Raw genomic sequence first — 21383 nt, forward strand, 5'->3', positions numbered from 1 at the left:
GCCTGCGCCGAGCACGCATGCCCGCGGCGGTGCTGCGGGGATCACTCGGCGGCGGCGCCGGCGGTGCTGCCCTTGGCCTGCCCGCTGCTGGGGCCGCCGACCCACACGGTCTTGGCGTTCATGAACTCCCGCATGCCCAGCTCGGTGAGCTCCCGGCCGTAGCCGCTCTGCTTGATGCCGCCGAAGGGCAGGTCCGGATAGCTGGCGGTCATCCCGTTGATGAACGCCATGCCGGAGGCGATGTCGCGGACGAACTGCGCCCGCTCGTCCTCGTCCTCGCTCCAGAGGTTCGACCCCAGCCCGTAGACGTGGCTGTTGGCGATCTCGATGGCCTCGTCGAGCGAGTCGACGGTGTAGAGGGCGGCGACGGGTCCGAAGACCTCCTCCGAGTGCACCTTCATCTCCGGCGTGACCCCGGTGAGCAGGGTGGGGGCGTAGAACCAGCCGGGCCGGTCCAGCCGCTGCCCGCCGACCACCACCGTGGCGCCCTTGCTCCGGGCGTCCTCGACGTAGTCCTCGACGTCCTGCAGGCCGGATTCGGTGGCCAGCGGGCCCACCTGGGTGTCGGCGTCCGTCGGATCCCCGACGGTCAGCGCCCCGATCTTCTCGGCGAACAGCCGGGTGAACTCCTCGGCCACGTCGCGGTGCACGAAGAACCGCTTCGCCGCGATGCAGCTCTGCCCGTTGTTCTGGTTGCGGGCCGTGGTGGCCACCTCCGCGGCGGTGTCCAGATGGGCCGAGGGCATCACGATGAACGGATCCGACCCACCCAGCTCCAGCACCGTCTTCTTCAGCGCGTCACCGGCGATCGCGGCCACCGACTGCCCGGCCGGGCCGCTGCCGGTCAGCGTCGCGGCCATGACCCGGTCGTCGCGCAGCACCTTCTCGACGGTCGACGAGCCGATCAGCAGGGTCTGGAAGACGTCGTCGGGGAAGCCGGCCTTGCGGAAGACCTCCTCCATGTACAGCGCCGTCTGCGGCACGTTGCTCGCGTGCTTGAGCAGGCCGACGTTGCCGGCCATCAGCGCCGGGGCGGCGAAGCGCATCGCCTGCCAGAGCGGGAAGTTCCACGGCATGACCGCGAGCACCACGCCGAGCGGCTGGTGGACGACGTAGGCCCGCTCGGCGCCGACGGCGGCGGCGTCCTTGTCCTCGGGCTCGAGGAAGGCCGGGCCGCGCTCGGCGTACCAGCGCAGCGCCTTCGCGCACTTGCCCACCTCGGCCTTCGCCGAGGCGAGGGTCTTGCCCATCTCGGTGGTCATGAGCTCGGCGACGGAGTCGGCGTCGGTGTCCAGGACGTCGGCGGCGGCCGACAACCAGCCGGCCCGCTGCTGCGGCGTGGTCAGCCGGTAGCTCGCGAACGCCTGGGCGGCCCGGGCGATCTTGTCCTCGAGGGCCTCGTCGGTGAGCGGCTCGTAGGTCTTGAGCGTCTCCCCGGTGGCTGGGTTGATCGTGGCGATGGCCATGGTTCTCTCCCTCCTGGTGTGCTCTCCCCTGCCCGGACGCAGGCAGGTGAAACCGGCGGCCGGCAGGTGCCCTGCGCCGCCTCGGTCCGCTGAGCGCCCGCCACCTGGTCGGCTGCGGCATCGCCGCGGTCGCCGGCACCCGGCACTCGCGGGTGCGGTCCGGTGCCGTCGGCCGCGACCGGCTTCCGGCACCTGTGGGTCGCGAGTGGCGGAGGGAGCACCTGCGGCTGACCGATCCCCGGCGAGGGCCTACCGTGGAGCATCGGTCCGGGGCGGCGGACGCAACAGGCAGGGGTGCACGTGGAGTGGACGGCAGCAGGCGGGGTGGGACATCCCCCCGCCGGGGGCTTTCCGCACGACGCCCTCCTGTACGACTCGACCGACCAGCTGGTCGCCACCGCCGCCCCCTTCCTGCGTGCCGGGCTGGACGCCGGCGAGGCCGCCGTGGTGGCGGCGTCGCCCGAGGGCGCCACCGCGCTGCGCGAGGCCCTGGACGGCGATCCGCGACTGCTGGTGCTCGACCGCGGTGAGGCCTACCAGCAGCGCACGCCGGCCGCGATCACCGCCTTCCGCCGGCTGGCCCAGCAGCAGACCGCCGGTGGGGCCCCGCGGGTCCGCGTCGTCGGCGAGCTGGACTACGGGCGCACCGAGCGGGAGTGGCTCGAGTGGGAGCGGTACGAGTCGGTCATCAACGAGGCGCTGCGCGGGTGGGACATGTGGGGTGTCTGCGCCTTCGACACCCGGCACTCGCCCGAGCCGGTGCTCGCGTCCGCCATCCGCACGCACCCCCACGTCGTCACCCCGGCCGGGCGCACGCCCAACCGCGGGTACACCGATCCGGCCGAGTACCTCCGCGCGCTCCCGGTGCCCGCCGAGCCGCTCGAGCGCACGCCCCCGCGCTTCGCCGCCGCCGACGTCGCCGACTTCATCGGCCTGCGGCACGCCGTGGCCGCGGAGCTGGCCGCCGTTCCGGCCTCCGCCGACGTGGTCGAGGACTTCCTCCTGGCCGTGGACGAGATGACCTCCAACGCCGTCCGCCACGGGCGGCCGCCGGTGAGCCTCCGGCTCTGGACCGCGCCGGACCGCATGGTGTGCACGATCAGCGACGGCGGACCCGGCTGGGACGATCCATTCGCGGGCTACGGCCCCGCGCACGGCGAGGACCTCTCGCACGGCGGCATGGGGCTGTGGCTGGCTCGCCAGCTGTGCGACCACGTCGACATCGCCGGCGGCGAGCACCACCCGGGCGACGGCGGCGTCAGCGTCCGGCTGACCACCGTTCTCCGCTGATCCCGCCGGAACTTCCGGCCCGTGGAGCCCCCGGGCCCGCGGTGCGATCGCGGACGGCGATACTGGGCGCGGCAGTCGGCGAGCGATGGGAGCACTGTGGTGGATCGGACACGCGCGTACCGCGGGCGGAACACCGTCCCCGTCGAGTTGGCCCGCCGGTGAACAAGGTCGTCGCCTCCGCCCGGGAGGCCGTGGCCGACATCGAACCGGGCTCGGTGCTGGCGGTGGGCGGGTTCGGGCTGTGCGGGGTGCCGTTCGCGCTGATCGACGCACTGCTGGAGCAGGGCACCGACGGGCTGACGACGATCTCCAACAACTGCGGGGTCGACGACCAGGCGCTGGGCGTGCTGCTCTACGCCGGGCGGATCCGCCGCACGATCTCCTCCTTCGTCGGCGGCAACAAGGAGCTCGCCCGGCTCTACCTCTCCGGTGAGCTGGAGGTCGAGCTGACCCCGCAGGGCACGCTGGCCGAGCGGCTGCGCGCCGGCGGCACCGGCATTCCCGCCTTCTACACGCCGACCGGCGTGGGCACGATGGTCGCCGACGGCGGCATCCCGATCCGCTACGCCCCCGACGGCACGGTGACCGAGGTGAGCGCACCCAAGGAGGTGCGCGAGTTCGACGGCCGCCAGTACGTGCTGGAGACCGCGCTGACCGCCGACTACGGCCTGGTCCGCGCCGCCGTCGGCGACCGGCACGGCAACCTGGTGTTCCACGAGTCGGCGCGCAACTTCAACCCGCTGGCCGGGATGGCCGCTCGCGTCACCGTCGCCGAGGTCGAGGAGCTTGTCGAACCCGGCGAGATCCTGCCCGAGGACGTGCACCTGCCCGGGGTCTTCGTCGACCGCGTCGTCGTCGTCGGCCCGGAGGGCAAGCGGATCGAGAGGCGCACCACCCGCCCCCGCCCCGCGGCGGGCACCGCCGACACCGCCGCGCCGGCCGCCGCCGGCGAGGAAGCGACCGGAGGAGCAGCCTGATGTCCCTGTCCCGCGAGCAGCTGGCCGCCCGTGTCGCGCTGGAGCTGGAGGACGGCTCCTACGTCAACCTCGGCATCGGCATGCCCACCCTGGTGCCCAACTACGTGCCCGACGGCGTCCACGTCGTCCTCCACTCGGAGAACGGCGTCCTGGGCGTGGGGCCCTACCCCTTCGAGGGCGAGGAGGACCCCGACCTGATCAACGCCGGCAAGGAGACCGTCACCGTCCTGCCGGGCGCCAGCTTCTTCGACTCCGCGCTGTCGTTCGGCATGATCCGGGGCCAGCACCTCGACGTCGCCATCCTGGGGGCCATGCAGGTCAACCCCCGCGGCGACCTCGCCAACTGGCTCATCCCCGGCAAGATGGTCAACGGCATGGGCGGTGCCATGGACCTCGTCCACGGCGCCAAGCGCGTGATCATCATGATGGAGCACGTCGCCCGCGACGGTTCGCCCAAGATCGTCGACGAGTGCACCCTGCCGCTGACCGGCAAGGCCTGCGTGGACCGCATCGTCACCGACCTCGCCGTCATCGACGTCACCGACTCGGGCCTGGTGCTGCGGGAGACCGCTCCCGGCGTCACCGCCGACGAGGTGGTGGCCGCCACCGGCGCGCCGCTCACCGTCGCCGAGGACCTCCGCGAGATGCCCCTGCCCGCTGCCGTCTGACGGCGCCGGAGGTCGGGTCGCCGTCGTCCGGATCGGGACGGCGGTGACCCAGCGATCAGCAGCCCCGACGCCGTTGCGGCACGCAGGCCGGTGGCGGTCAGGTCCCGGTGGTGCGGAGCTCCTCGAGGATCGGGCCGGCGACCTTGAAGGCGTGGTTGGCCGCGGGCACGCCGGCGTAGACCGCGGCGTGCTGGATGACCTCGCCGATCTCCTCGTCGGTCAGCCCGTTGTTCACGGCCGCCCGCACGTGCAGCGCGAACTCGTCCCAGTGCCGCAGCGCGATGCAGATGGAGAGCGTCATGAGGCTGCGGTCGCGGCGGGCCAGACCCGGTCGCTGCCACACGTCGCCCCAGGCCACCCGGGTGATGAAGTCCTGGAACCCGGCCGTGAACGGTGTGGTGCCGGCGACGGCGCGGTCGACGTGGGCGTCGCCGAGCACCTCGCGGCGGGTGCGCATCCCCGCCTCGCGGCGTGCCCGGTCGGTGTCGGGCAGCTCGGTCATCGGGTGTCTCCTGCGGCGTCGAAGTGGGCGAGCAGCGCGCCGGTCACCTGCAGCGGCTGCTCGATGTTGGCCAGGTGCGCACCGGGGCTGACCGTGACCAGCCGCGCACCCGGGATCCCCTCGACGATGGCCTGCTGGTGCTCCGGCGGCGTCGCCGGGTCCTCCGCCCCGGAGACGACGAGGGTCGGCGCGGCGATGGTCGGGAGGTCCGCGCGCAGGTCCATGTCGGCGATCGCCTCGCAGCAGCTCGCGTACCCCTCGCCGTCGATGCCGGCGACCATGTCCCGCAGCCCGGCGAGGACGTCGGGGTGGTCTGCGGCGTAGCCCGGGGTCACCCACCGGCTGACGACGGTCGGCGCCAGCACGCCCGTGCCCTCGGTCCGGGCCGTCGCCGCGCGGTCGAGCCAGTTCTGGCGGGGGCCCAGCAGGGCGGAGGTGCACAGCAGCGCGAGCCGGTGCACCCGCTGCGGCTCGCGCGCGGCCAGGCGCATGCCGGTCATGCCGCCCAGCGACAGCCCGGCGAGGTGCGCCCGCTCCGCGCCCACCTCGTCCAGGATGGCGACGAGGTCGTCGGCGAGGTCGTCCAGCGAGTAGGGGCCCGGCGGTACCGGGGACTCCCCGTGCCCGCGGGTGTCGTAGGTGACCACCCGGAAGCGCTCGGCGAGCGCGGGCACCTGCCGGTCCCACATCGCCCGGGTCGCACCCAGCGAGTTGGACAGGACGACGACGGGCGCGTCGGCGGGCCCGTCGACGGTGTACGAGACGGCGACGGCGGTCATCGGGCTCCTTCGGTGAGGTGGGCGTGCTCGGCAAGCGCAGCGTCGACCTGGGCGCCGGCCTCCCCGACGTCCGGTCCGCCGCCGAGCAGGTCGGGGAGCTCGACGTCGTCCCGGCCGGCGACCACGTCGGCGAGGGCCCGGCCGGTGGCCGCGGCCTCCCGCACGGCGGCCGCGGCCTCGTCGTGCGCGGCACCGCGACCGAGGACCGGGGTGAGCGCGTCCGCGAGGGCCCCGGCGAGCTCGGGATCCCCGGCGGCGGCCACCGTCGCGGACATCCGGTCCACGTCGGGGCGCAGGCCGGAGAGGCTCTCGACGAGCCAGGCCGCCGCCGAGCCGACGGTGGTGAGCAGATCGGTGAGCGCCGGCCACTCGCTGTGCCAAGCGCCGGCGGCGCGCTCGTGCTCCTGCTCCATGGCCCCGAGCAGGGTGGCGACCAGGCCCGGCGCGCGGCGGGCGCAGGCCCGCACCGAGATCGCGGCCACCGGGTTCCGCTTGTGCGGCATCGCCGACGAGCCGCCCCGGCCCGCCCCGCTCTCCGCCGCCTCCCCGACCTCGGTCTGCGCCATGAGCACCACGTCGACGGCGACGGTCGCCAGCACGCCCGCCGTCGCCCCGAGGGCACCGGCCAGGTCGGCGATCGGCAGCCGCACCGTGTGCCACGGGACCGGAGTGGTGGCCAGGCCCAGCTCGGCGGCCAGCGCGGCCCGGAGCACGGCGCCCGATCCGCCCGAGGCGGCGAGCGTCCCGACCGCGCCGCCGTACTGCACGGGCAGCGTGGCCACGACCTCGGCCAGCCGCAGCCGGGCGCCGTCCAGGCCGCTGAGCCAGCCCGCGGCCTTGAGGCCGAAGGTGGTCGGCAGCGCCTGCTGCATGAGGGTGCGGCCCATGACGACGTCGTCGCGGTGGGTGCGGGCGAGGCCGGCGGCGGCCTCGGCGGCCAGCGCGAGGTCGCGGTCGATCGCCGCGATCGCCCGCCGGGCCAGCAGCACCATCGCCGTGTCGAGGACGTCCTGGCTGGTGGCGCCGACGTGCACCGCGGCCGCGTCGCGCTCCCCCACCGCCGCCTGCAGCACCCGCACCAGCGGGGGAACCGGGTTCCCGGCGTCGGCCGCACGGGCCACGACGGTGGCGAGGTCCAGCCCGGCCGGCTCCGCGCACGCCGCGGTGACCGCGTCAGCGGCGGTGGTGGGCACCAGACCGGTGGCGGCCGCCGCACGGGCCAGCGCCGCCTCCACGTCCAGCAGGGCGTCGAACCAGCCCGCGTCGGAGACGGCCGCCGCCGCCCCGCCCCGGGCGAAGGTCCCGCTGAAGAGGCCGCTCACGCGGCGGTTCCCGTCACAGGAGAGTTCATACCGCGAAGAAGACGGTCTCGCGCTCGCCCTGCAGGTGGATGTCGAACCGGTAGCCGTCGACGGTGGGCGTGGCGATCAGCGTCTGCCGCGCCGCGTCGTCCGGCAGCGCCCGCAGGACGACGTCGTCGGCGTTGGCCTCCGCCTCGTCGGCGAAGTAGATGCGGGTGACGACCCGGTCGAGCAGCCCGCGGGCGAACACGCTCACGTCGACGTGCGGAGCCTGCAGCCCGCCGTCCCCGTCCGGCACCCGGCCGGGCTTGATGGTGTGGACGGCGAACTCGCCGCTGAGCGTCTGCGCCCGGGCGTAGCCGCGGAAGCCCGGGTAGGACGACGGCCCGCGGGGGTCCTCGGGCGAGGGGAAGCCGCCGTCCGGATCGGCCTGCCAGGTCTCGACCATCGCGTCCGGGACCACGTCGCCGGCGCCGTCGAACACGCGGCCGCGGATCCAGACGCCGCCCTCGGTGCCCTCGGCCGCGGCCCACTCGCCATCCGGCCAGGTGAGGCCGATGGCCAGGTACGGCCCCACCGTCGCGCTCGGGGTGGTGCCCAGCCGCAGCGGCCCGGTGAGGAAGCCGGTGCCGCGCTGCCCGGTGCGCGGCTGGAAGGGGCCGGGTGGGTCCGGCGGCACGTCCAGGGGGTTCACGCGACATCTCCGTCGTCGTCGGTCTCGAACGGCGTCTGGTCGGCCCCGCGCAGCACGATGTCCCACTCGAAGGCCAGCGCCCAGTTGTCCTGGGTGCGCTCGAGGGAGTACCGGCTGATCGCCCGGTGCCGCGCAGCCGCCGGGATGGCGTTGAAAATCGGGTCCTGGCCGAACAACGGGTCGTCCGGGAAGTACATCTGGGTCACCAGGCGCTGGGTGAACGCCCGCCCGAACAGGCTGAAGTGGATGTGCGCCGGGCGCCAGGCGTTGTGGTGGTTGCCCCACGGGTAGGCGCCGGGCTTGATCGTCATGAACTCGTAGCGGCCCAGGCTGTCGGTGACCACCCGGCCCAGCCCGTCGAAGTGCGGGTCCAGCGGCGCCGGCCAGTTGTCGACGACGTGCCGGTAGCGGCCGGCGGCGTTGGCCTGCCAGACCTCCACGAGGGCACCGGGCACCGGGCGGCCGTTGCTGTCGAGCACCCGGCCGTGCACCAGGATCCGCTGGCCGATCGCCTCGCCGCCGCTGCGGAAGGTGAGGTCGGCGTCCTCCGGCCGCACCCGGTCCTCCCCCAGCACCGGACCGGTGACCTCCGTGAGCCGGTGCGGCAGGTCCACCGGCGTGCGCAGGGGCGCGCGCAAACCGGTGCTGCGGTACTCGGGGAAGCCCACGGGGGTGCGCAGGGCCTCGGGCTCGCGCAGGTACCGCGGCACGTGCAGGCCGCCGGCGGAGGTGGTCCCGGTCATGCCGGGACGGTACGACCGGGACGCTAAGCTCCCAACCCCAAGCTTCCACTGGGCGGGAGTACCACGAGATGGCAGGTCGCAGCGCCGCCCCTGGCCGGTCGGTCACCTCCCGGGCGCTCGGGGTGCTCGACGCGTTCGGCAGCGACACCCCGCGGCTGTCGCTGTCCGAGATCGCCGAGCGGACCGGCACCCCGCTGACGACGACGCACCGGCTGCTCGGCGAGCTCACCGGGTGGGGAGCGCTGGTGCGCCGGTCCGACGGCCGCTACGAGATCGGCCGCAAGCTCTGGGACCTCGGCCTGCTCGCCCCGGTTCAGCTGGGGCTCCGGCAGGTGGCCGCCCCGTTCCTGCTCGACCTGCACACCACGATCCGCGACACCGTGCACCTCGCCGTCCGGGAGGGGCTCGCCGCTCTGTACGTCGACCGGGTGTCAGGGCGGGAGTCGGTGCCGGTGGTCAGCCAGGTGGGCAGCCGGCTGCCCCTGCACGCCACCGGCGTGGGCAAGGTGCTGCTCGCCGCCGCACCGGACGACGTCGTCGACCAGACGCTGCGCTCGCTGTCCCCGATCACCCGGCGCACCGTCGTCGACCCGGCGCAGCTCACCCGGGAGCTGGTCGAGATCCGCCGGCGCCGGTACGCGCGCACGTGCGAGGAGATGTCGCCCGGGGCCGCGTCCGTGGCCGTTCCCGTGCAGGTGGAACGGGCGACCGGCCCGCTGGCCGTGGCCGCCCTCGGCATCGTCGTCCCACCGCACCGCCGGGACCTCGCCCGCCTGGTTCCGGCGCTGGAGATGGCGGCGCGGGGCATCGGCCGGGAGCTCGCCCGCTCGCAGGAGTTCCACTGACGTCCGCGCGCCCGGCGACACCGGCTTCCCCAGTGGTCGAGCTCGGCGCCACCGGGGGGACAGCTTGGGGGCATAGCGGCCCGTCGGCGGGATCGCTGACCGACGCCCGCCTCCCGGGATGCCACCGCCCCTGCCACTGGGCGGAAGGTTCCGGTCCCGCCGACGGGCGCAGGCGGGAACACTTCCTTCCGTGCGCACTCAGGTGGGAATCATCGGCGCCGGCCCGGCCGGCCTCCTGCTGTCCCGGCTGCTGACGCTGCGCGGCATCGACTCGGTGGTCCTGGAGAACCGGTCCCGGGAGTACGTCGAGGCCCGGATCCGCGCGGGCATCCTCGAGCAGCACACCGTCGACACGCTGACCGACGCCGGCCTCGGCGACCGGCTGCGCCGGGAGGGGCTGGAGCACCGCGGCATCCACCTGCAGTACCCCGGCACCCGCCACACCCTCGACTTCCCGGAGCTGTGCGGGCGCACCGTGTGGGTCTACGGGCAGACGGAGGTCACCAAGGACCTCATCAAGGCGCAGCTCGACGGCGGGCCGCCCCTGCTGTTCGACGTCTCCGACGTGGTGCCCGAGGACGTCGACGGCGAGTCGCCGCGGATCCGGTTCACCGACGCCGACGGCGTCGCGCAGGTCCTCGAGTGCGACGTCGTCGCCGGCACCGACGGCTTCCACGGCGTCTCCCGGCCCGTCGTGACGGCGGGAACCGACAGCCGGCTGTGGGAGCGCACCTACCCCTACGCCTGGCTGGGCATCCTGGCCGACGCCCCGCCCGCCACCGACGAGCTGATCTACGCCTGGCACCCCGACGGCTTTGCGCTGTACTCGATGCGCTCGCCGTCGGTCTCCCGGCTGTACCTGCAGGTCGACCCGTCGGACTCGATCGAGAACTGGTCCGACGACCGCATCTGGGAGAATCTCTCCCGCCGCATGTCGCTGGACGGCTGGGACGTCTCCACCGGTCCGATCACCGAGAAGTCGATCCTGCCGATGCGCTCGTTCGTCAGCGCGCCCATGCGCCGCGGCCGGCTGTTCCTCGCCGGCGACGCCGCGCACATCGTGCCGCCCACCGGCGCGAAGGGGCTGAACCTGGCCGTCGCCGACGTCACGCTCCTGGCCACGGCGCTGACCCGCCTGCTCCAGGAGAACAGGACCGACCTGGTGGACGCGTACTCCGACACCGCGCTGCGCCGGGTCTGGCGGTGCACGCACTTCTCGTGGTGGATGACGTCGATGCTGCACACCTCCGGCGACGACTTCGACGCCCGGCTGCAGCTCGCCCAGCTGGAGCGCGTGTGCTCGTCGGAGGCCGCCGCGCGCGAACTGGCGGAGAACTACACCGGGCTGCCGATCGAGATCTGACCGGGCAGCCGTGCGTCGCGACCTGCGGCGCCCGCCGGGGCGAGCTGCTCGTTCTGGTCGACCCCGATCTGATCCGTCGGCGCTCCGCACCGGGCCCCGGGCAGCACCGCTGCCCGGGCCCGGTCGTGCGGCCGGCACTCCGCAGCCGGGATGCCGCATCTACCCGCCGGTAGCCCGTGTGGGATCGTCGGAGGCACTACGTCGAGACGGCGCTGCCGCCGTCAGGAATGAGGACCGATGCGGTTGCAGCTGTCCCCGGAGCTCCAGGCCTTCCGGGAGGAGATGCGGACCTTCTTCACCACCCAGGTGCCGCAGGAGATCCGCGAGAAGGTCGCGGCCCACCGGCACGTGTCCAAGGAGGAGTACGTCCAGGCCCAGCGCGCACTCAACGCCGCCGGCCTGGCGGTGCCGCACTGGCCGGTCGAGTGGGGCGGCCGGGACTGGACGCCGCTGCAGCGCCACATCTGGCGCGAGGAGATGCAGCTGGCCGGTGTGCCCGAGCCGCTGGCCTTCAACACCAGCATGATCGGCCCGGTCATCGCCGCCTTCGGCAACCAGGAGCAGAAGGAGCGCTTCCTGGCCAAGACGGCCAACCTCGACATCTGGTGGTGCCAGGGCTTCTCCGAGCCCGACGCCGGCTCCGACCTCGCCTCGCTGCGCACCACCGCCGTCCGTGACGGCGACGACTGGGTGGTGAACGGTCAGAAGACCTGGACGACCCTGGGGCAGCACGCCGACTGGATCTTCTGCCTCGTCCGCACCGACCCGACCGCGGAGAAGAAGCAGCGCGGCATCTCCATGCTCGTCTTCCCGATGGACACCCCCGGCGTCACGCTCCGCCCCATCGAGCTCATCGACGGCGGCCGCGAGGTCAACGAGGTGTTCTTCGAGGACGTCCGCGTGCCCGCCGAGAACCTCATCGGCGAGGAGAACCGCGGCTGGGACTACGCCAAGTTCCTCCTCGGCAACGAGCGCGTCGGCATCGCCCGCGTCGGCGCCACCAAGAAGATGCTCGCCCAGGCCAAGGAGTACGCCCGCGAGATCACCGTCGACGGCCGCCCGCTGCTCGAGGACCCGTTCATGGCCCGGCGGATCGCCGAGGTCGAGAACGAGCTGGTGGCCCTGGAGCTCACCGCGCTGCGCGTGGTCGCCAACTCCGCCGACGGGAAGCCGCACCCGGCCTCCTCGGTGCTCAAGCTCAAGGGCTCGGAGCTGCAGCAGGCCGCCACCGAGCTGCTGGTGGACATCGCCGGCCCGCTCTCGGTCGCCTCGTTCGCCGAGGAGGGCTCCGACGTGCCCGACTGGGCGCGCGTCGCGACGCCGCACTACCTGAACTACCGGAAGGTCTCCATCTACGGAGGCTCCAACGAGGTTCAGCGCACCATCATCGCCGGCACGATCCTGGGGCTGTGATCTGACGTGGACTTCACCTTCGACAGCGAGCAGAACGACCTCCGCGAGGCCGTCCGCGGCCTGCTGGAGCGCACGTACTCCGACAGCGAGGCGCGCCGCAAGGTCGCCGCGAACGACCCCGGCTTCGACGAGAAGACCTGGTCGCGGCTGGCCGAGATGGGCCTGCTGGGCCTGCCCTTCGCCGAAGAGCACGGCGGCATGGGCGCCGGGCCGATCGAGGTGGCGATCGTCGCCGAGGAGATCGGCCGCGTCATCGCTCCCGAGCCGTTCATCGAGGCGGTCGTGCTGGCCGGCGGGCTGATCGCCGCCGTCGGTACCGACGAGCAGAAGGCCCAGCTCCTGAGCGTGATCGCCGAGGGCACCAGCGTGCCGGCCTTCGCGCACGCCGAGATCGGCACCCGGTGGAGCCCGTCGGCGTCGGCGGTCACCGCCACGCAGGCCGGCGACGGCTGGACCCTCACCGGCGTCAAGGAGCCGGTGCCCACGGGCGCCCGCGCCGACGTCCTGGTGGTCTCAGCCATGGTCGACGGCGGCACCGGGCTGTTCGTGGTGCAGGGCGACGCGGCGGGCCTGACCCGCACCGGCTACCGCACGCACGACGGCACCCGCGCGGCCAACGTCCGCTTCGACGGCACCCCCGCGACCCTGCTGGGCACCGGCGGCGACCAGACGGCCGCGATCGAGCGGGCACTGACCGAGGCGCGCATCGCCTACAGCCACGAGGCGATCGGCGCCATGGACACCGCCCTGCGGATCACCGCCGAGTACCTCAAGACCCGCAAGCAGTTCGGGGTGACGCTCAACAAGTTCCAGGCGCTCACCTTCCGCGCCGCGGACATGTACGTGTCCCTGGAGCTCGCCCGCAGCACCGCGCTGTGGGCGTCGATGGTGCAGGACGCCGGCGGCGACGTCCGCTCCGCCGCCGACCGGACCCGGCTGCAGACCAGCCGCGCCGGCCGGCACGTCGGCAAGGAGGCCATCCAGCTGCACGGCGGGATCGGCGTGACCGCGGAGTACTCCGTCGGGCACTACACCAGCCGGCTCACCGCGATCGACCACCTGCTGGGCGACGGCGACTTCGCCGCGGCCCGGCTGGCCCGCACGGTGGCCGACCGGCCGACCGTCGACCCGCTGGGCGCGCCCTACGCGGTCTGAACGAGGGCCCAACTGCAGGTCTGCGCCGGAGCCCCGCTCCCCCTTCCCGGGGGGGCGGGGCACCGCCGTCTCGGGCCGGGTCGGCCCGGCGGTGAGGAGGCGAGGCAGGCAACGACGAGGCGGTCCGCCCGGTCGGGGCTGATCGCCGACGCGGGGAGCCGGCAGCGCCGATCCCGGGGACGGACACGGTCCTCCCTCCGTACGAACGGCCACCGTCGTCCGGACCCATCCCGCAGTTCCTCGGCCGGTTCCGCCACCCGCCTCACCCTGGCTGCCGCCCCGCCCCTCGTGGGGGGAGGCAGCCGTCACACTCCCGCCCGGAGGCGCGCCCGGTGCCCCGACCTCGTGTGCCGTGACTCACATCGTTGGAGCCGGACGCCGCAACGGTCCGGCAGCAGGCAAGATCCCCCGGGATCCACCGCACCGTGAACGACCCCGCCACTGGCGGGCAGGCGACGAGGCGACGCACCGAGGAATGGAGCACCACGATGCTGATCGGAGTTCCGCGCGAGACGCGGCCCCGCGAGACGCGGGTGGCCGCGACACCGGCGACGGTGACGCAGCTGGTGCGGCTCGGATACGACGTCGTGGTCGAGGCCGGTGCCGGTACCGCCAGCAGCTTCCCCGACGAGGCCTACGCCGAGGCCGGCGCGCGCGTCGGCACGGCCGAGCAGGCATGGGGCGCCGAGGTGGTCCTGCGGGTCAACGCCCCCGCGGTCGAGGAGATCGGCCGGCTGGCCGACGGCGCGACCCTGATCAGCCTGCTCTCCCCCGCGCTGAACCCGGATCTGGTGAACGCGCTGGCCGCGCGGCCGATCACCGCGCTGGCCATGGACGCGGTGCCGCGGATCTCCCGGGCGCAGTCGATGGACGTGCTGTCCTCGATGGCCAACATCGCCGGGTACCGGGCGGTGATCGAGGCGGCGAACGTGTTCGGCCGGTTCTTCACCGGTCAGGTGACCGCCGCCGGCAAGGTCCCGCCGGCCAAGGTGCTGGTGGCCGGCGCAGGCGTGGCCGGGCTGGCCGCCATCGGAGCCGCCTCCAGCCTGGGGGCGGTCGTGCGGGCCACCGACGTACGCCCCGAGGTCGCCGAGCAGGTGCGGTCGCTCGGCGGCGAGTACGTGGCGGTGCCCGACGCCGACGGTGCAGAGGTCAGCTCCGACGGCTACGCCCGCGAGATGGGTGAGGACTTCAACCGGCGTGCCGCCCAGATGTACGCCGAGCAGGCCCGCGACGTCGACATCGTCATCACGACCGCGCTCATCCCCGGTCGGCCGGCCCCCCGGCTGTTCACCGAGGAGATGGTCGCCTCGATGCGCTCCGGGTCGGTGATCGTCGACATGGCGGCCGCGCAGGGCGGCAACGTGGCCGGGTCGGTGCCCGACGAGGTGGTGGTGACGCCGAACGGCGTGTCCATCATCGGGTACACCGACCTGCCCGCCCGCCTGCCGGCCCAGGCCTCCCAGCTCTACGGCACCAACCTGGTGAACCTGCTCAAGCTGCTGACACCGGGCGCGGACGGACGGCTGGTCCTCGACTTCGACGACGTCGTGCAGCGGGCGATCACGGTCGTGCGGGAGGGCGAGAAGACCTGGCCGCCACCGCCGGTGCAGGTCTCGGCGGCACCGCCACCGCCGCCGTCCCCACCCGCCGGCGCGACGGCGGGCGCCCCCGCGGTGCCGCAGAAGACCCCCTCGCCCGGCCGCCGGTTCGCGCTCGTGGCCCTCGGTGCGGCGCTGCTGTTCCTGCTCACCGCATTCTCCCCGAACGAGCTCGTCGGGCACTTCACCGTGTTCGCGCTCGCCGTCGTCGTCGGGTTCTACGTGATCGGGCACGTGCACCACGCCCTGCACACCCCGCTGATGAGCGTCACCAACGCGATCTCCGGGATCATCGTCGTCGGTGCACTGCTGCAGCTCGGCAGCGACGACGGCGTCGTGCAGGCCCTGGCCTTCGTCGCCACGCTGGTGGCCAGCATCAACGTCTTCGGCGGCTTCGCCGTCACCCGCCGCATGCTGGGCATGTTCTCCCGCGGCCCGAGTGTGCAGGGCGCCGCCCGATGACCGCCACCACCGCCGCCGCCGCGGCGTACATCGTCGCCGCCCTGCTGTTCATCCTCAGCCTGGCCGGCCTGTCGAAGCACGAGACGGCGAAGGCCGGGAACGCCTACGGCATCGCAGGCATGGCGATCGCGCTCGCCGCGACCGTCGGCGTCGCGACCCGCGACATCTCCGCCGTCGGCCTCACCCTGCTCGTGGTCGCCGTGGCCATCGGCGCGGCGATCGGCCTGTGGCGCGCGCGCAGGGTCGAGATGACCGGCATGCCCGAGCTCATCGCTCTGCTGCACAGCTTCGTCGGCCTGGCCGCGGTGCTCGTGGGCTGGAACGGGTACCTCTCGGTCGAGGGCGCCGACGGCCGCTCGACGCTCACCGGGGCCGAGGCGGGGATCCACTCGGGCGAGGTGGTCGTCGGCGTGTTCATCGGCGCGGTCACCTTCACCGGCTCCATCGTCGCCTTCCTCAAGCTGTCGGCGCGGATCAAGAGCAACCCGCTGATGCTGCCGGGCCACAACTGGCTCAACCTCGGCGCGCTGGCGCTCTTCGCCGTCCTCACCGTGATCTTCGTCGCCGAGCCGAACCTGCTCGTGCTGTCGGTGGTGACGGTGCTGGCCCTCGCCCTCGGCTGGCACCTGGTCGCCTCGATCGGGGGCGGCGACATGCCGGTGGTGGTCTCGATGCTCAACAGCTACTCGGGCTGGGCCGCCGCCGCCTCGGGCTTCCTGCTGGGCAACGACCTGCTGATCATCACCGGTGCCCTGGTGGGCTCCTCCGGCGCCTACCTGTCCTACATCATGTGCAAGGCGATGAACCGCTCGTTCCTGTCGGTCATCGCCGGCGGGTTCGGCAACGAGGGCAGCGTGGGCTCCGCCGACGTCGACTACGGCGAGCACACCGAGATAAGCGCCGCCGAGACCGCCGAGCTGCTGCGCGAGGCGAAGTCCGTCGTCATCACCCCTGGGTACGGCATGGCCGTCGCCCAGGCCCAGGGCCCGGTCGCCGAGTTGACCCGCAAGCTGACCGAGCGAGGCGTCGAGGTCCGGTTCGGCATCCACCCCGTCGCCGGCCGGCTCCCGGGCCACATGAACGTCCTCCTGGCCGAGGCGAAGGTACCCTACGACGTCGTCCTGGAGATGGACGAGATCAACGACGACCTGGCCGCCACCTCCGTCGTCCTGGTCATCGGCGCCAACGACACCGTCAACCCGGCCGCCTCCGAGGACCCGACGAGCCCCATCGCCGGCATGCCGGTGCTGCGCGTCTGGGAGGCGGAGAAGGTGATCGTCTTCAAGCGGTCGATGAGCACCGGCTACGCCGGCGTCCAGAACCCGCTGTTCTTCCGCGAGAACACCGCCATGCTGTTCGGCGACGCACGCGATCGCGTGGAGGACATCCTCAAGTCACTGTGAGCGCCGCACCCGGGGCCTGGTCTCCCGGCGGGCCGCGTGCGCGGTCGGGCCGGTGGCGAAGACGTACCTCCCAGGGACCGCCGTGGATCGGGCCGAGCACCTGCCGGTCGGCCGCTGGATCGCCCCGGGCACCGCCGGGTTGCGCTGCGCGGCGGAGTCGCCGACGGTTGCCCGGTGGATCCTTTCCGCGGTCTCGGCATGCCCCGCATCCCCGGGTTTGGCGAACTGCTCACCCTGCTGCAGACGCAGACCGAGGCCCTGGCGCAGCTGCCCCGGACCCTCTCCGACCTCAACGCCACCGTCCGCGAGCTGACCGCGGCGACCACGTCCGCGCGGGAGACGATCGCCTCGGCCCACCGCATCGCCGAGCGCCTGGAAGGGCTGGTCGAGGAGCTGGAGGAGCCGGTGCGCGCGCTGCGCCCCGGCATCGAGCGGGTCGGCCGGGTGCTCGACGACCCCGCCGTCGACACCGTTCCCGACACGCTGCGACGCATCCACGACGACCTGATGCCGCTGATCCACGGCCTGCGCCAGGCGCAGAGCCGGGTGGGCTCGGTGACCGGCCTGCTGCGCCGTCGTCCCCACGAAGACGGCGACGACGGCTTCTGAGCGTGGAGCTCGCCGCCCATCCGCTCGCACTGGTGGCGTGCGGCCTGGCGGTGCTGGTGGCGTCCGTCGTGCAGACGGCGACGGGCATGGGCTTCGGCCTGCTCGCCGGACCGCTGGTCCTGCTCGTCCAGCCCGCGCTCGTGCCCGGTCCACTGCTGGTGGGGACGCTCGCCTCCCTGCTGCCGGTGCTGTGGCGGGAGCGGGGCGCGCTGGAGATCCCGGCGATGCGCGGAGCGATGCTCGCCTCGGTCCCCGGAGCGCTCGCGGGGCTCGGGCTGCTGCAGGTGATGGATGCACGGCTGCTGGCGGCGACGGTTGCGGTCGTGGTGCTGGTCGCCTGCGGCGCGGGGATCGCCGGCGTCCAGCTGCCCGGCGGCCGGCGTGCGCTGACCGTCGCGGGCTTCGCCTCCGGCACCCTGTCGACCGTCGCGGCGACCCCGGGACCGCCGCTGGTGCTCACCTACCGCGCGCCCTCCCCCGCCGCCCAGCGGGCCAACCTCTCGGTCTTCTTCGTCGGCACCACGGTGCTCTCCCTCGGGGTGCTCGTGGCCGGTGGGGAGCTCTCGGGCAGCGGTGCCGCGTCCGGCGCGCTGCTCGTGCCGTTCGTCCTGCTCGGCTACGTCGCCGCCGGCCCGCTGCGGCGCCGGCTGTCCCTGCCGGCCATGCGCCGCGCGGCGCTGGTGCTGTGCCTGCTCTCCGGCGCGGCGCTGCTGGTCCGGGCGCTGACCGGCTGACCCTCACTGCTGGACCCTGGTGCCGCGGCTGGGTTGGTGACAGCCTGCCGTCGCACCCCGGTGTCGCCGGTGCACCGCCAGGCTGACGGAGCCTTTCGAGGGCCTGGCTGAGAAGTTGCGGGCCCGGCGGCCCGGGGCGTGCCGACTGGCGACAGGGCTGCGCGCCTCGAGCGCCGATCAGTGAGCGACCGGCTGCACGTCCCGGACCGCGGGTGCTGACCCCACTGGTGCAACAGCGGAGGCAGCAACATGAACGGTAGGCAGGTTCGGGCAGACGAGGAACCCCGCTTCGGCGGGCTGGATTGGTCCTGGGAGCGGCACGCGGTGTGCATCGTCGACTCGGCCGGGGCGGTGATCGAGCGGTTCGAGGCTGAGCACCAAGCGGCCGGACTGCAGACGATGACGCATCGGCTGCGGCGGGCCGGGGTCGTGCGGGTGGCGATCGAGCGCGGTGACGGGTCGGTCGTGGATGCACTGCTGGCCGGCGGCCTGGAGGTGGTGGTCGTCTCCAGCCGGCAGGTCAAGGCGCTGCGGCTGCGCTACGGCACGGCCGGCAACAAGGACGACCGGTTCGATGCGTTCGTGCTCGCCGACGTGCTGCGCAGCGACGGGCACCGGCTGGCCTCGCTGACCCCGGACAGCTCCGCAACGATCGGGCTGCGGGCGCTGGTGCGCGCCCGCAAGGACCTGATCAAGCACCGGATTGCGCTGGCCAATCAGCTGCGCGCCAACCTGCTGGCCGCCTTCCCTGGCGCGGTGGGGCTCTTCGCCGAGATCGACTCGCCGATCAGCCTGACCTTCCTGACCCGCTTTCCCTGCGCCGAGCGGGCGGCCTGGCTCTCCGAGAAGCGGATGGCCGCCTGGCTGGCCGCGGTCGGCTACTGCGGGCGGCAGACTGCCGAGCAGCTCATGGCCCACCTGCGGAATGCCCCAGCCGGGCTTCCCGGTCCCGCGGGCGCCGCCTGCGCCACCGTCACCGAGCAGCTCGTCGCCACGCTGAGCGACCTCCGGGCTCGCATCGACGTCCTCGACAAGGCCATCGCGGAAAGCCTCGCCCTGCATCACGACGCCACGGTCTTCACCAGCCTGCCCCGCGCCGGCATCAACCGCGCCGCGCTGCTGCTGGCTGAGATCGGTGATTGCCGCGCCCGCTTCCCCGACGACACCGCCCTGGCCGCCGCAGCTGGAGTGGCGCCCTCGACCCGGGCCAGCGGCAAACGCCATCACGTCGCGTTCCGGCACTCCTGCGACAAGAAGCTGCGAGAAGCACTCATCGACTTCGCCGCCGACAGCCGCCAGGCCAGCCCCTGGGCCGCCGACATCTACCAGCGAGCCCGCGACCGTGGCGCCCGCCACCCTCACGCCGTTCGCATCCTCGCCCGAGCCTGGTGCCGGATCATCTGGCGCTGCTGGACCGACAACACCGCCTACGACCCCGCCCGCTACAACGGCCTACAACAACTCCTGACCGCCGCGGGTTGACACAGGGCTCTCAGCCCCCGGGCGGCGGCTCCCGGCGGACGAGGTCGCCGACGGCCTCCTCCAACCGGGCCCACGAGCCGCTCCACTCCACCAGCGGGTCGAGGATCCGCTCGAAGACGGCGAGCTGCTGGTCGAAGGCGTCCAACTGGGCCCGCATCGCCGCGATCGAGGTGCGCTGCGCGGTCACCATCTCCATGATCGCGCGCAGCTGGGCGGCCGACATCGCGCCGGGCGGACTGGGCAGGGCCGGCAGCGGGAGCCGGGACGTCGCACTGCCGGCCAGGGTGCGGGCGCGGTCGGTGAAGAACCGCAGCTGGCTCACGAACTCGTCGATCGACCGCCCTACGATCCCGCTCTGCGGGTCGGTGCGGTCGCCGTCGGCCTCGGTCATCGCTCCCCCTCCGGCTGTCCTGCCCCCCCCGACCCTAGGCAGGACGGGCCGACGGTGCCCGGTCAGCCGTCGGCGGGGCGGTTCCGGATCTCCTCCTCCGTCGCCCGGGTAGCGGCTCAGGGTCACCCGACTGCGACACGGCCACCATCTCCCCGGCTCCCGGGGCGGCCCGGGCAACACTCGGGGAGATGCCCACACACCGCACGACGACGTCCCGGGCGGGTTCCGCGCCCATCCGACGGCCGGACCGGGCGCGGTCCCTGCTCCTCGCGGCCGTCGTCGTCGCCGCGCTGACCGGCTACGCCTCCACGCCCGTCCGACCGGCCTCCTTCTCCGGCGGCGGACCCGCGACGGCCACCACCACTCCCCCATCGCCCGAGCAGACGTCGGCGGACGTGTCCGTGGACGCCGTGCTCGCCGGACTGGACCGCCGGGCTCAGGTGTCGCAGCTGTTCGTGGCCGGCGTTCCGCTGGACGGGCTGGGCGCGGGCACGGCCGTCGTCGGCGAGGGGGTCGGCGGGGTCTTCCTGCAGGGCCGGACCACCTTGGCCGCACCGGAGCTCGCCGCCACCACGGCCGCCTGGCAGGAGGCGGCGCCCGGCCCCGACCTCTGGATCGCCGCCGACCAGGAGGGTGGCGCAGTCCAGACCCTCAAAGGCTCCGGGTTCGACGTGCTCCCGCCGGCGGTGGAGCAGGGGGTGCTGGCGGTCGGCGAGCTCGGTGCGCTCGCCGACCGGCTGGGAGCCGCGATGTCCGGTGCCGGCCTGAACCTCAACCTCGCCCCGGTGGCCGACGTCGTTCCCCCGGGCACCGAGGCGGGCAACGCGCCGATCAGCGCGTTCGGCCGGCAGTACGCCGGCGCCGGCCCCGCGGTGGCAGCCGCTGCCGCGACGATGGCCGACGGGCTGGCATCGCACGGCGTCGTCCCGACGTTCAAGCACTTCCCCGGCCTGGGCCGGGTGTCCGAGAACACCGACATCACCAGCGACGTCGTCGACCCGGTGACCGCCGCCGGCGACGAGCAGGTCACCGCCTTCGCCGATGCGCTCGCCCGCACCGCGGCCGACCCGTTCGTGATGACGTCGTCGGCGACCTATCCCCGAATCGACCCGGAGGAGCAGGCCGCGTTCTCCCGCGCCGTGGTCACCGACCTGCTCCGCGACCGGCTGGACTTCGACGGGGTGGTCGTCTCCGACGACCTGGGTGCCGCCGAGGCGGTGGCGGACATCCCGCCGGGCGAGCGCGCCGTCCGCTTCCTCGCGGCCGGGGGCACGCTGGTGCTGACCGTCGACGCCGGTCTGGTGCCGGAGATGGTCGACGCCGCCGTGGCCCGAGCGGAGACCGACCCCGCCTTCGCCGCGACCGTCGACGCCGCCGTCCGCACCGCCCTCACCGCCAAGGCCGAGGCCGGCCTCCTCGGCTGAGCCCGGAAACGACGAGTTCGGCGATCTCCCCCCCATCACGCGCGTGAAGGGGACGAGATCACCGATCTGGTCGGTGGGTGA

20 protein-coding genes are annotated in these 21383 nt (G+C 73.8%); 13 read left to right on the top strand and 7 right to left on the bottom strand.

What is annotated here, in order from left to right; genetic code table 11:
• Positions 1-41: 41 nt before the first annotated feature.
• Positions 42-1466 carry an NADP-dependent succinic semialdehyde dehydrogenase gene (locus ABC795_RS10290; protein ID WP_347057084.1) on the bottom strand — a complete coding sequence of 475 codons (1425 nt, stop codon included), beginning with the start codon at positions 1464-1466 and terminating at the stop codon, positions 42-44.
• Between the two features lie 324 nt (positions 1467-1790).
• On the opposite strand from ABC795_RS10290, the gene ABC795_RS10295 reads away from it, so the two are divergent.
• From ABC795_RS10295 to ABC795_RS10305, 3 genes are all read left to right on the top strand, one after another.
• Entirely contained in the window at positions 1791-2756 is a 966-nt protein-coding gene (locus ABC795_RS10295) for a sensor histidine kinase (protein ID WP_347057085.1), read from the top strand.
• Between the two features lie 158 nt (positions 2757-2914).
• A complete protein-coding gene (locus ABC795_RS10300) occupies positions 2915-3733 on the top strand; it encodes a CoA transferase subunit A (protein WP_347057086.1) in 819 nt (272 codons plus the stop codon).
• Positions 3733-4401, top strand: a complete 669-nt coding sequence (locus ABC795_RS10305) for a CoA transferase subunit B (RefSeq protein ID WP_347057087.1) — start codon at positions 3733-3735, stop codon at positions 4399-4401. The genes ABC795_RS10300 and ABC795_RS10305 overlap by 1 nt, the downstream gene beginning before the upstream one ends.
• Positions 4402-4498: 97 nt before the next feature.
• Here the strand turns inward: ABC795_RS10305 and pcaC are convergent, their stop codons facing one another.
• From pcaC to pcaH, 5 genes are read right to left on the bottom strand one after another with little or no spacing between them, the layout of a single operon-like run.
• On the bottom strand, positions 4499-4903 hold the full coding sequence (gene pcaC / locus ABC795_RS10310) for a 4-carboxymuconolactone decarboxylase (protein ID WP_347057088.1): 405 nt from the start codon (positions 4901-4903) through the stop codon (positions 4499-4501).
• Positions 4900-5682, bottom strand: a complete 783-nt coding sequence (gene pcaD / locus ABC795_RS10315) for a 3-oxoadipate enol-lactonase (protein ID WP_347057089.1) — start codon at positions 5680-5682, stop codon at positions 4900-4902. Before pcaD ends, pcaC begins: the two co-directional genes overlap by 4 nt.
• Positions 5679-7004: a 3-carboxy-cis,cis-muconate cycloisomerase gene (gene pcaB / locus ABC795_RS10320; RefSeq protein WP_347057090.1), complete on the bottom strand. Its 1326-nt coding sequence runs from the start codon at positions 7002-7004 to the stop codon at positions 5679-5681. Before pcaB ends, pcaD begins: the two co-directional genes overlap by 4 nt.
• Positions 7005-7029: 25 nt before the next feature.
• Positions 7030-7677, bottom strand: coding sequence for a protocatechuate 3,4-dioxygenase subunit alpha (gene pcaG, locus ABC795_RS10325; RefSeq protein WP_347057091.1), 648 nt, complete (start codon positions 7675-7677; stop codon positions 7030-7032).
• A complete protein-coding gene (pcaH, locus tag ABC795_RS10330) occupies positions 7674-8420 on the bottom strand; it encodes a protocatechuate 3,4-dioxygenase subunit beta (protein WP_347057092.1) in 747 nt (248 codons plus the stop codon). Before pcaH ends, pcaG begins: the two co-directional genes overlap by 4 nt.
• 68 nt (positions 8421-8488) lie before the next feature.
• On the opposite strand from pcaH, the gene ABC795_RS10335 reads away from it, so the two are divergent.
• From ABC795_RS10335 to ABC795_RS10375, 9 genes are all read left to right on the top strand, one after another.
• Positions 8489-9265: an IclR family transcriptional regulator gene (locus ABC795_RS10335; RefSeq protein ID WP_347057093.1), complete on the top strand. Its 777-nt coding sequence runs from the start codon at positions 8489-8491 to the stop codon at positions 9263-9265.
• 190 nt (positions 9266-9455) lie between these two features.
• A complete protein-coding gene (locus tag ABC795_RS10340; RefSeq protein ID WP_347057094.1) occupies positions 9456-10628 on the top strand; it encodes a 4-hydroxybenzoate 3-monooxygenase in 1173 nt (390 codons plus the stop codon).
• A gap of 237 nt (positions 10629-10865) precedes the next feature.
• Positions 10866-12041: an acyl-CoA dehydrogenase family protein gene (locus ABC795_RS10345; protein WP_347057095.1), complete on the top strand. Its 1176-nt coding sequence runs from the start codon at positions 10866-10868 to the stop codon at positions 12039-12041.
• Between the two features lie 6 nt (positions 12042-12047).
• A complete protein-coding gene (locus ABC795_RS10350; RefSeq protein ID WP_347057096.1) occupies positions 12048-13196 on the top strand; it encodes an acyl-CoA dehydrogenase family protein in 1149 nt (382 codons plus the stop codon).
• A gap of 488 nt (positions 13197-13684) precedes the next feature.
• On the top strand, positions 13685-15259 hold the full coding sequence (locus ABC795_RS10355; protein ID WP_347057097.1) for a Re/Si-specific NAD(P)(+) transhydrogenase subunit alpha: 1575 nt from the start codon (positions 13685-13687) through the stop codon (positions 15257-15259).
• Entirely contained in the window at positions 15256-16662 is a 1407-nt protein-coding gene (gene pntB, locus ABC795_RS10360) for a Re/Si-specific NAD(P)(+) transhydrogenase subunit beta (protein WP_347057098.1), read from the top strand. The genes ABC795_RS10355 and pntB overlap by 4 nt, the downstream gene beginning before the upstream one ends.
• A gap of 198 nt (positions 16663-16860) precedes the next feature.
• Positions 16861-17271 carry a hypothetical protein gene (locus tag ABC795_RS10365; protein WP_347057099.1) on the top strand — a complete coding sequence of 137 codons (411 nt, stop codon included), beginning with the start codon at positions 16861-16863 and terminating at the stop codon, positions 17269-17271.
• Positions 17272-17273: 2 nt separating this feature from the next.
• On the top strand, positions 17274-18005 hold the full coding sequence (locus ABC795_RS10370) for a sulfite exporter TauE/SafE family protein (protein WP_347057101.1): 732 nt from the start codon (positions 17274-17276) through the stop codon (positions 18003-18005).
• 249 nt (positions 18006-18254) lie between these two features.
• Positions 18255-19487 (top strand): IS110 family transposase, encoded by a 1233-nt coding sequence (locus tag ABC795_RS10375; RefSeq protein ID WP_347057102.1) that lies wholly within the window; start codon positions 18255-18257, stop codon positions 19485-19487.
• A 10-nt stretch (positions 19488-19497) separates the two neighbouring features.
• On the opposite strand, the gene ABC795_RS10380 is transcribed toward ABC795_RS10375, so the two are convergent.
• Positions 19498-19878 (bottom strand): hypothetical protein, encoded by a 381-nt coding sequence (locus ABC795_RS10380; protein ID WP_347057103.1) that lies wholly within the window; start codon positions 19876-19878, stop codon positions 19498-19500.
• Between the two features lie 188 nt (positions 19879-20066).
• On the opposite strand from ABC795_RS10380, the gene ABC795_RS10385 reads away from it, so the two are divergent.
• Positions 20067-21302, top strand: coding sequence for a glycoside hydrolase family 3 N-terminal domain-containing protein (locus tag ABC795_RS10385; RefSeq protein WP_347057104.1), 1236 nt, complete (start codon positions 20067-20069; stop codon positions 21300-21302).
• Positions 21303-21383 lie beyond the last annotated feature (81 nt).

Source organism: Blastococcus sp. HT6-30 (genome assembly GCF_039729015.1).
Lineage (GTDB): Bacteria > Actinomycetota > Actinomycetes > Mycobacteriales > Geodermatophilaceae > Blastococcus.

Bases quoted from the DNA above. Each gene is read 5' to 3' on its own strand.
- ABC795_RS10290 (WP_347057084.1), bottom strand. From the start codon at position 1,466: ATGGCCATCGCCACGATCAACCCAGCCACCGGGGAGACGCTCAAGACC.
- ABC795_RS10335 (WP_347057093.1), top strand. From the start codon at position 8,489: ATGGCAGGTCGCAGCGCCGCCCCTGGCCGGTCGGTCACCTCCCGGGCG.
- ABC795_RS10380 (WP_347057103.1), bottom strand. From the start codon at position 19,878: ATGACCGAGGCCGACGGCGACCGCACCGACCCGCAGAGCGGGATCGTA.
- ABC795_RS10355 (WP_347057097.1), top strand. From the start codon at position 13,685: ATGCTGATCGGAGTTCCGCGCGAGACGCGGCCCCGCGAGACGCGGGTG.
- pcaD (WP_347057089.1), bottom strand. From the start codon at position 5,682: ATGACCGCCGTCGCCGTCTCGTACACCGTCGACGGGCCCGCCGACGCG.
- pntB (WP_347057098.1), top strand. From the start codon at position 15,256: ATGACCGCCACCACCGCCGCCGCCGCGGCGTACATCGTCGCCGCCCTG.
- pcaC (WP_347057088.1), bottom strand. From the start codon at position 4,903: ATGACCGAGCTGCCCGACACCGACCGGGCACGCCGCGAGGCGGGGATG.
- ABC795_RS10375 (WP_347057102.1), top strand. From the start codon at position 18,255: ATGAACGGTAGGCAGGTTCGGGCAGACGAGGAACCCCGCTTCGGCGGG.
- pcaH (WP_347057092.1), bottom strand. From the start codon at position 8,420: ATGACCGGGACCACCTCCGCCGGCGGCCTGCACGTGCCGCGGTACCTG.
- ABC795_RS10305 (WP_347057087.1), top strand. From the start codon at position 3,733: ATGTCCCTGTCCCGCGAGCAGCTGGCCGCCCGTGTCGCGCTGGAGCTG.
- ABC795_RS10365 (WP_347057099.1), top strand. From the start codon at position 16,861: ATGCCCCGCATCCCCGGGTTTGGCGAACTGCTCACCCTGCTGCAGACG.
- ABC795_RS10385 (WP_347057104.1), top strand. From the start codon at position 20,067: ATGCCCACACACCGCACGACGACGTCCCGGGCGGGTTCCGCGCCCATC.
- ABC795_RS10345 (WP_347057095.1), top strand. From the start codon at position 10,866: ATGCGGTTGCAGCTGTCCCCGGAGCTCCAGGCCTTCCGGGAGGAGATG.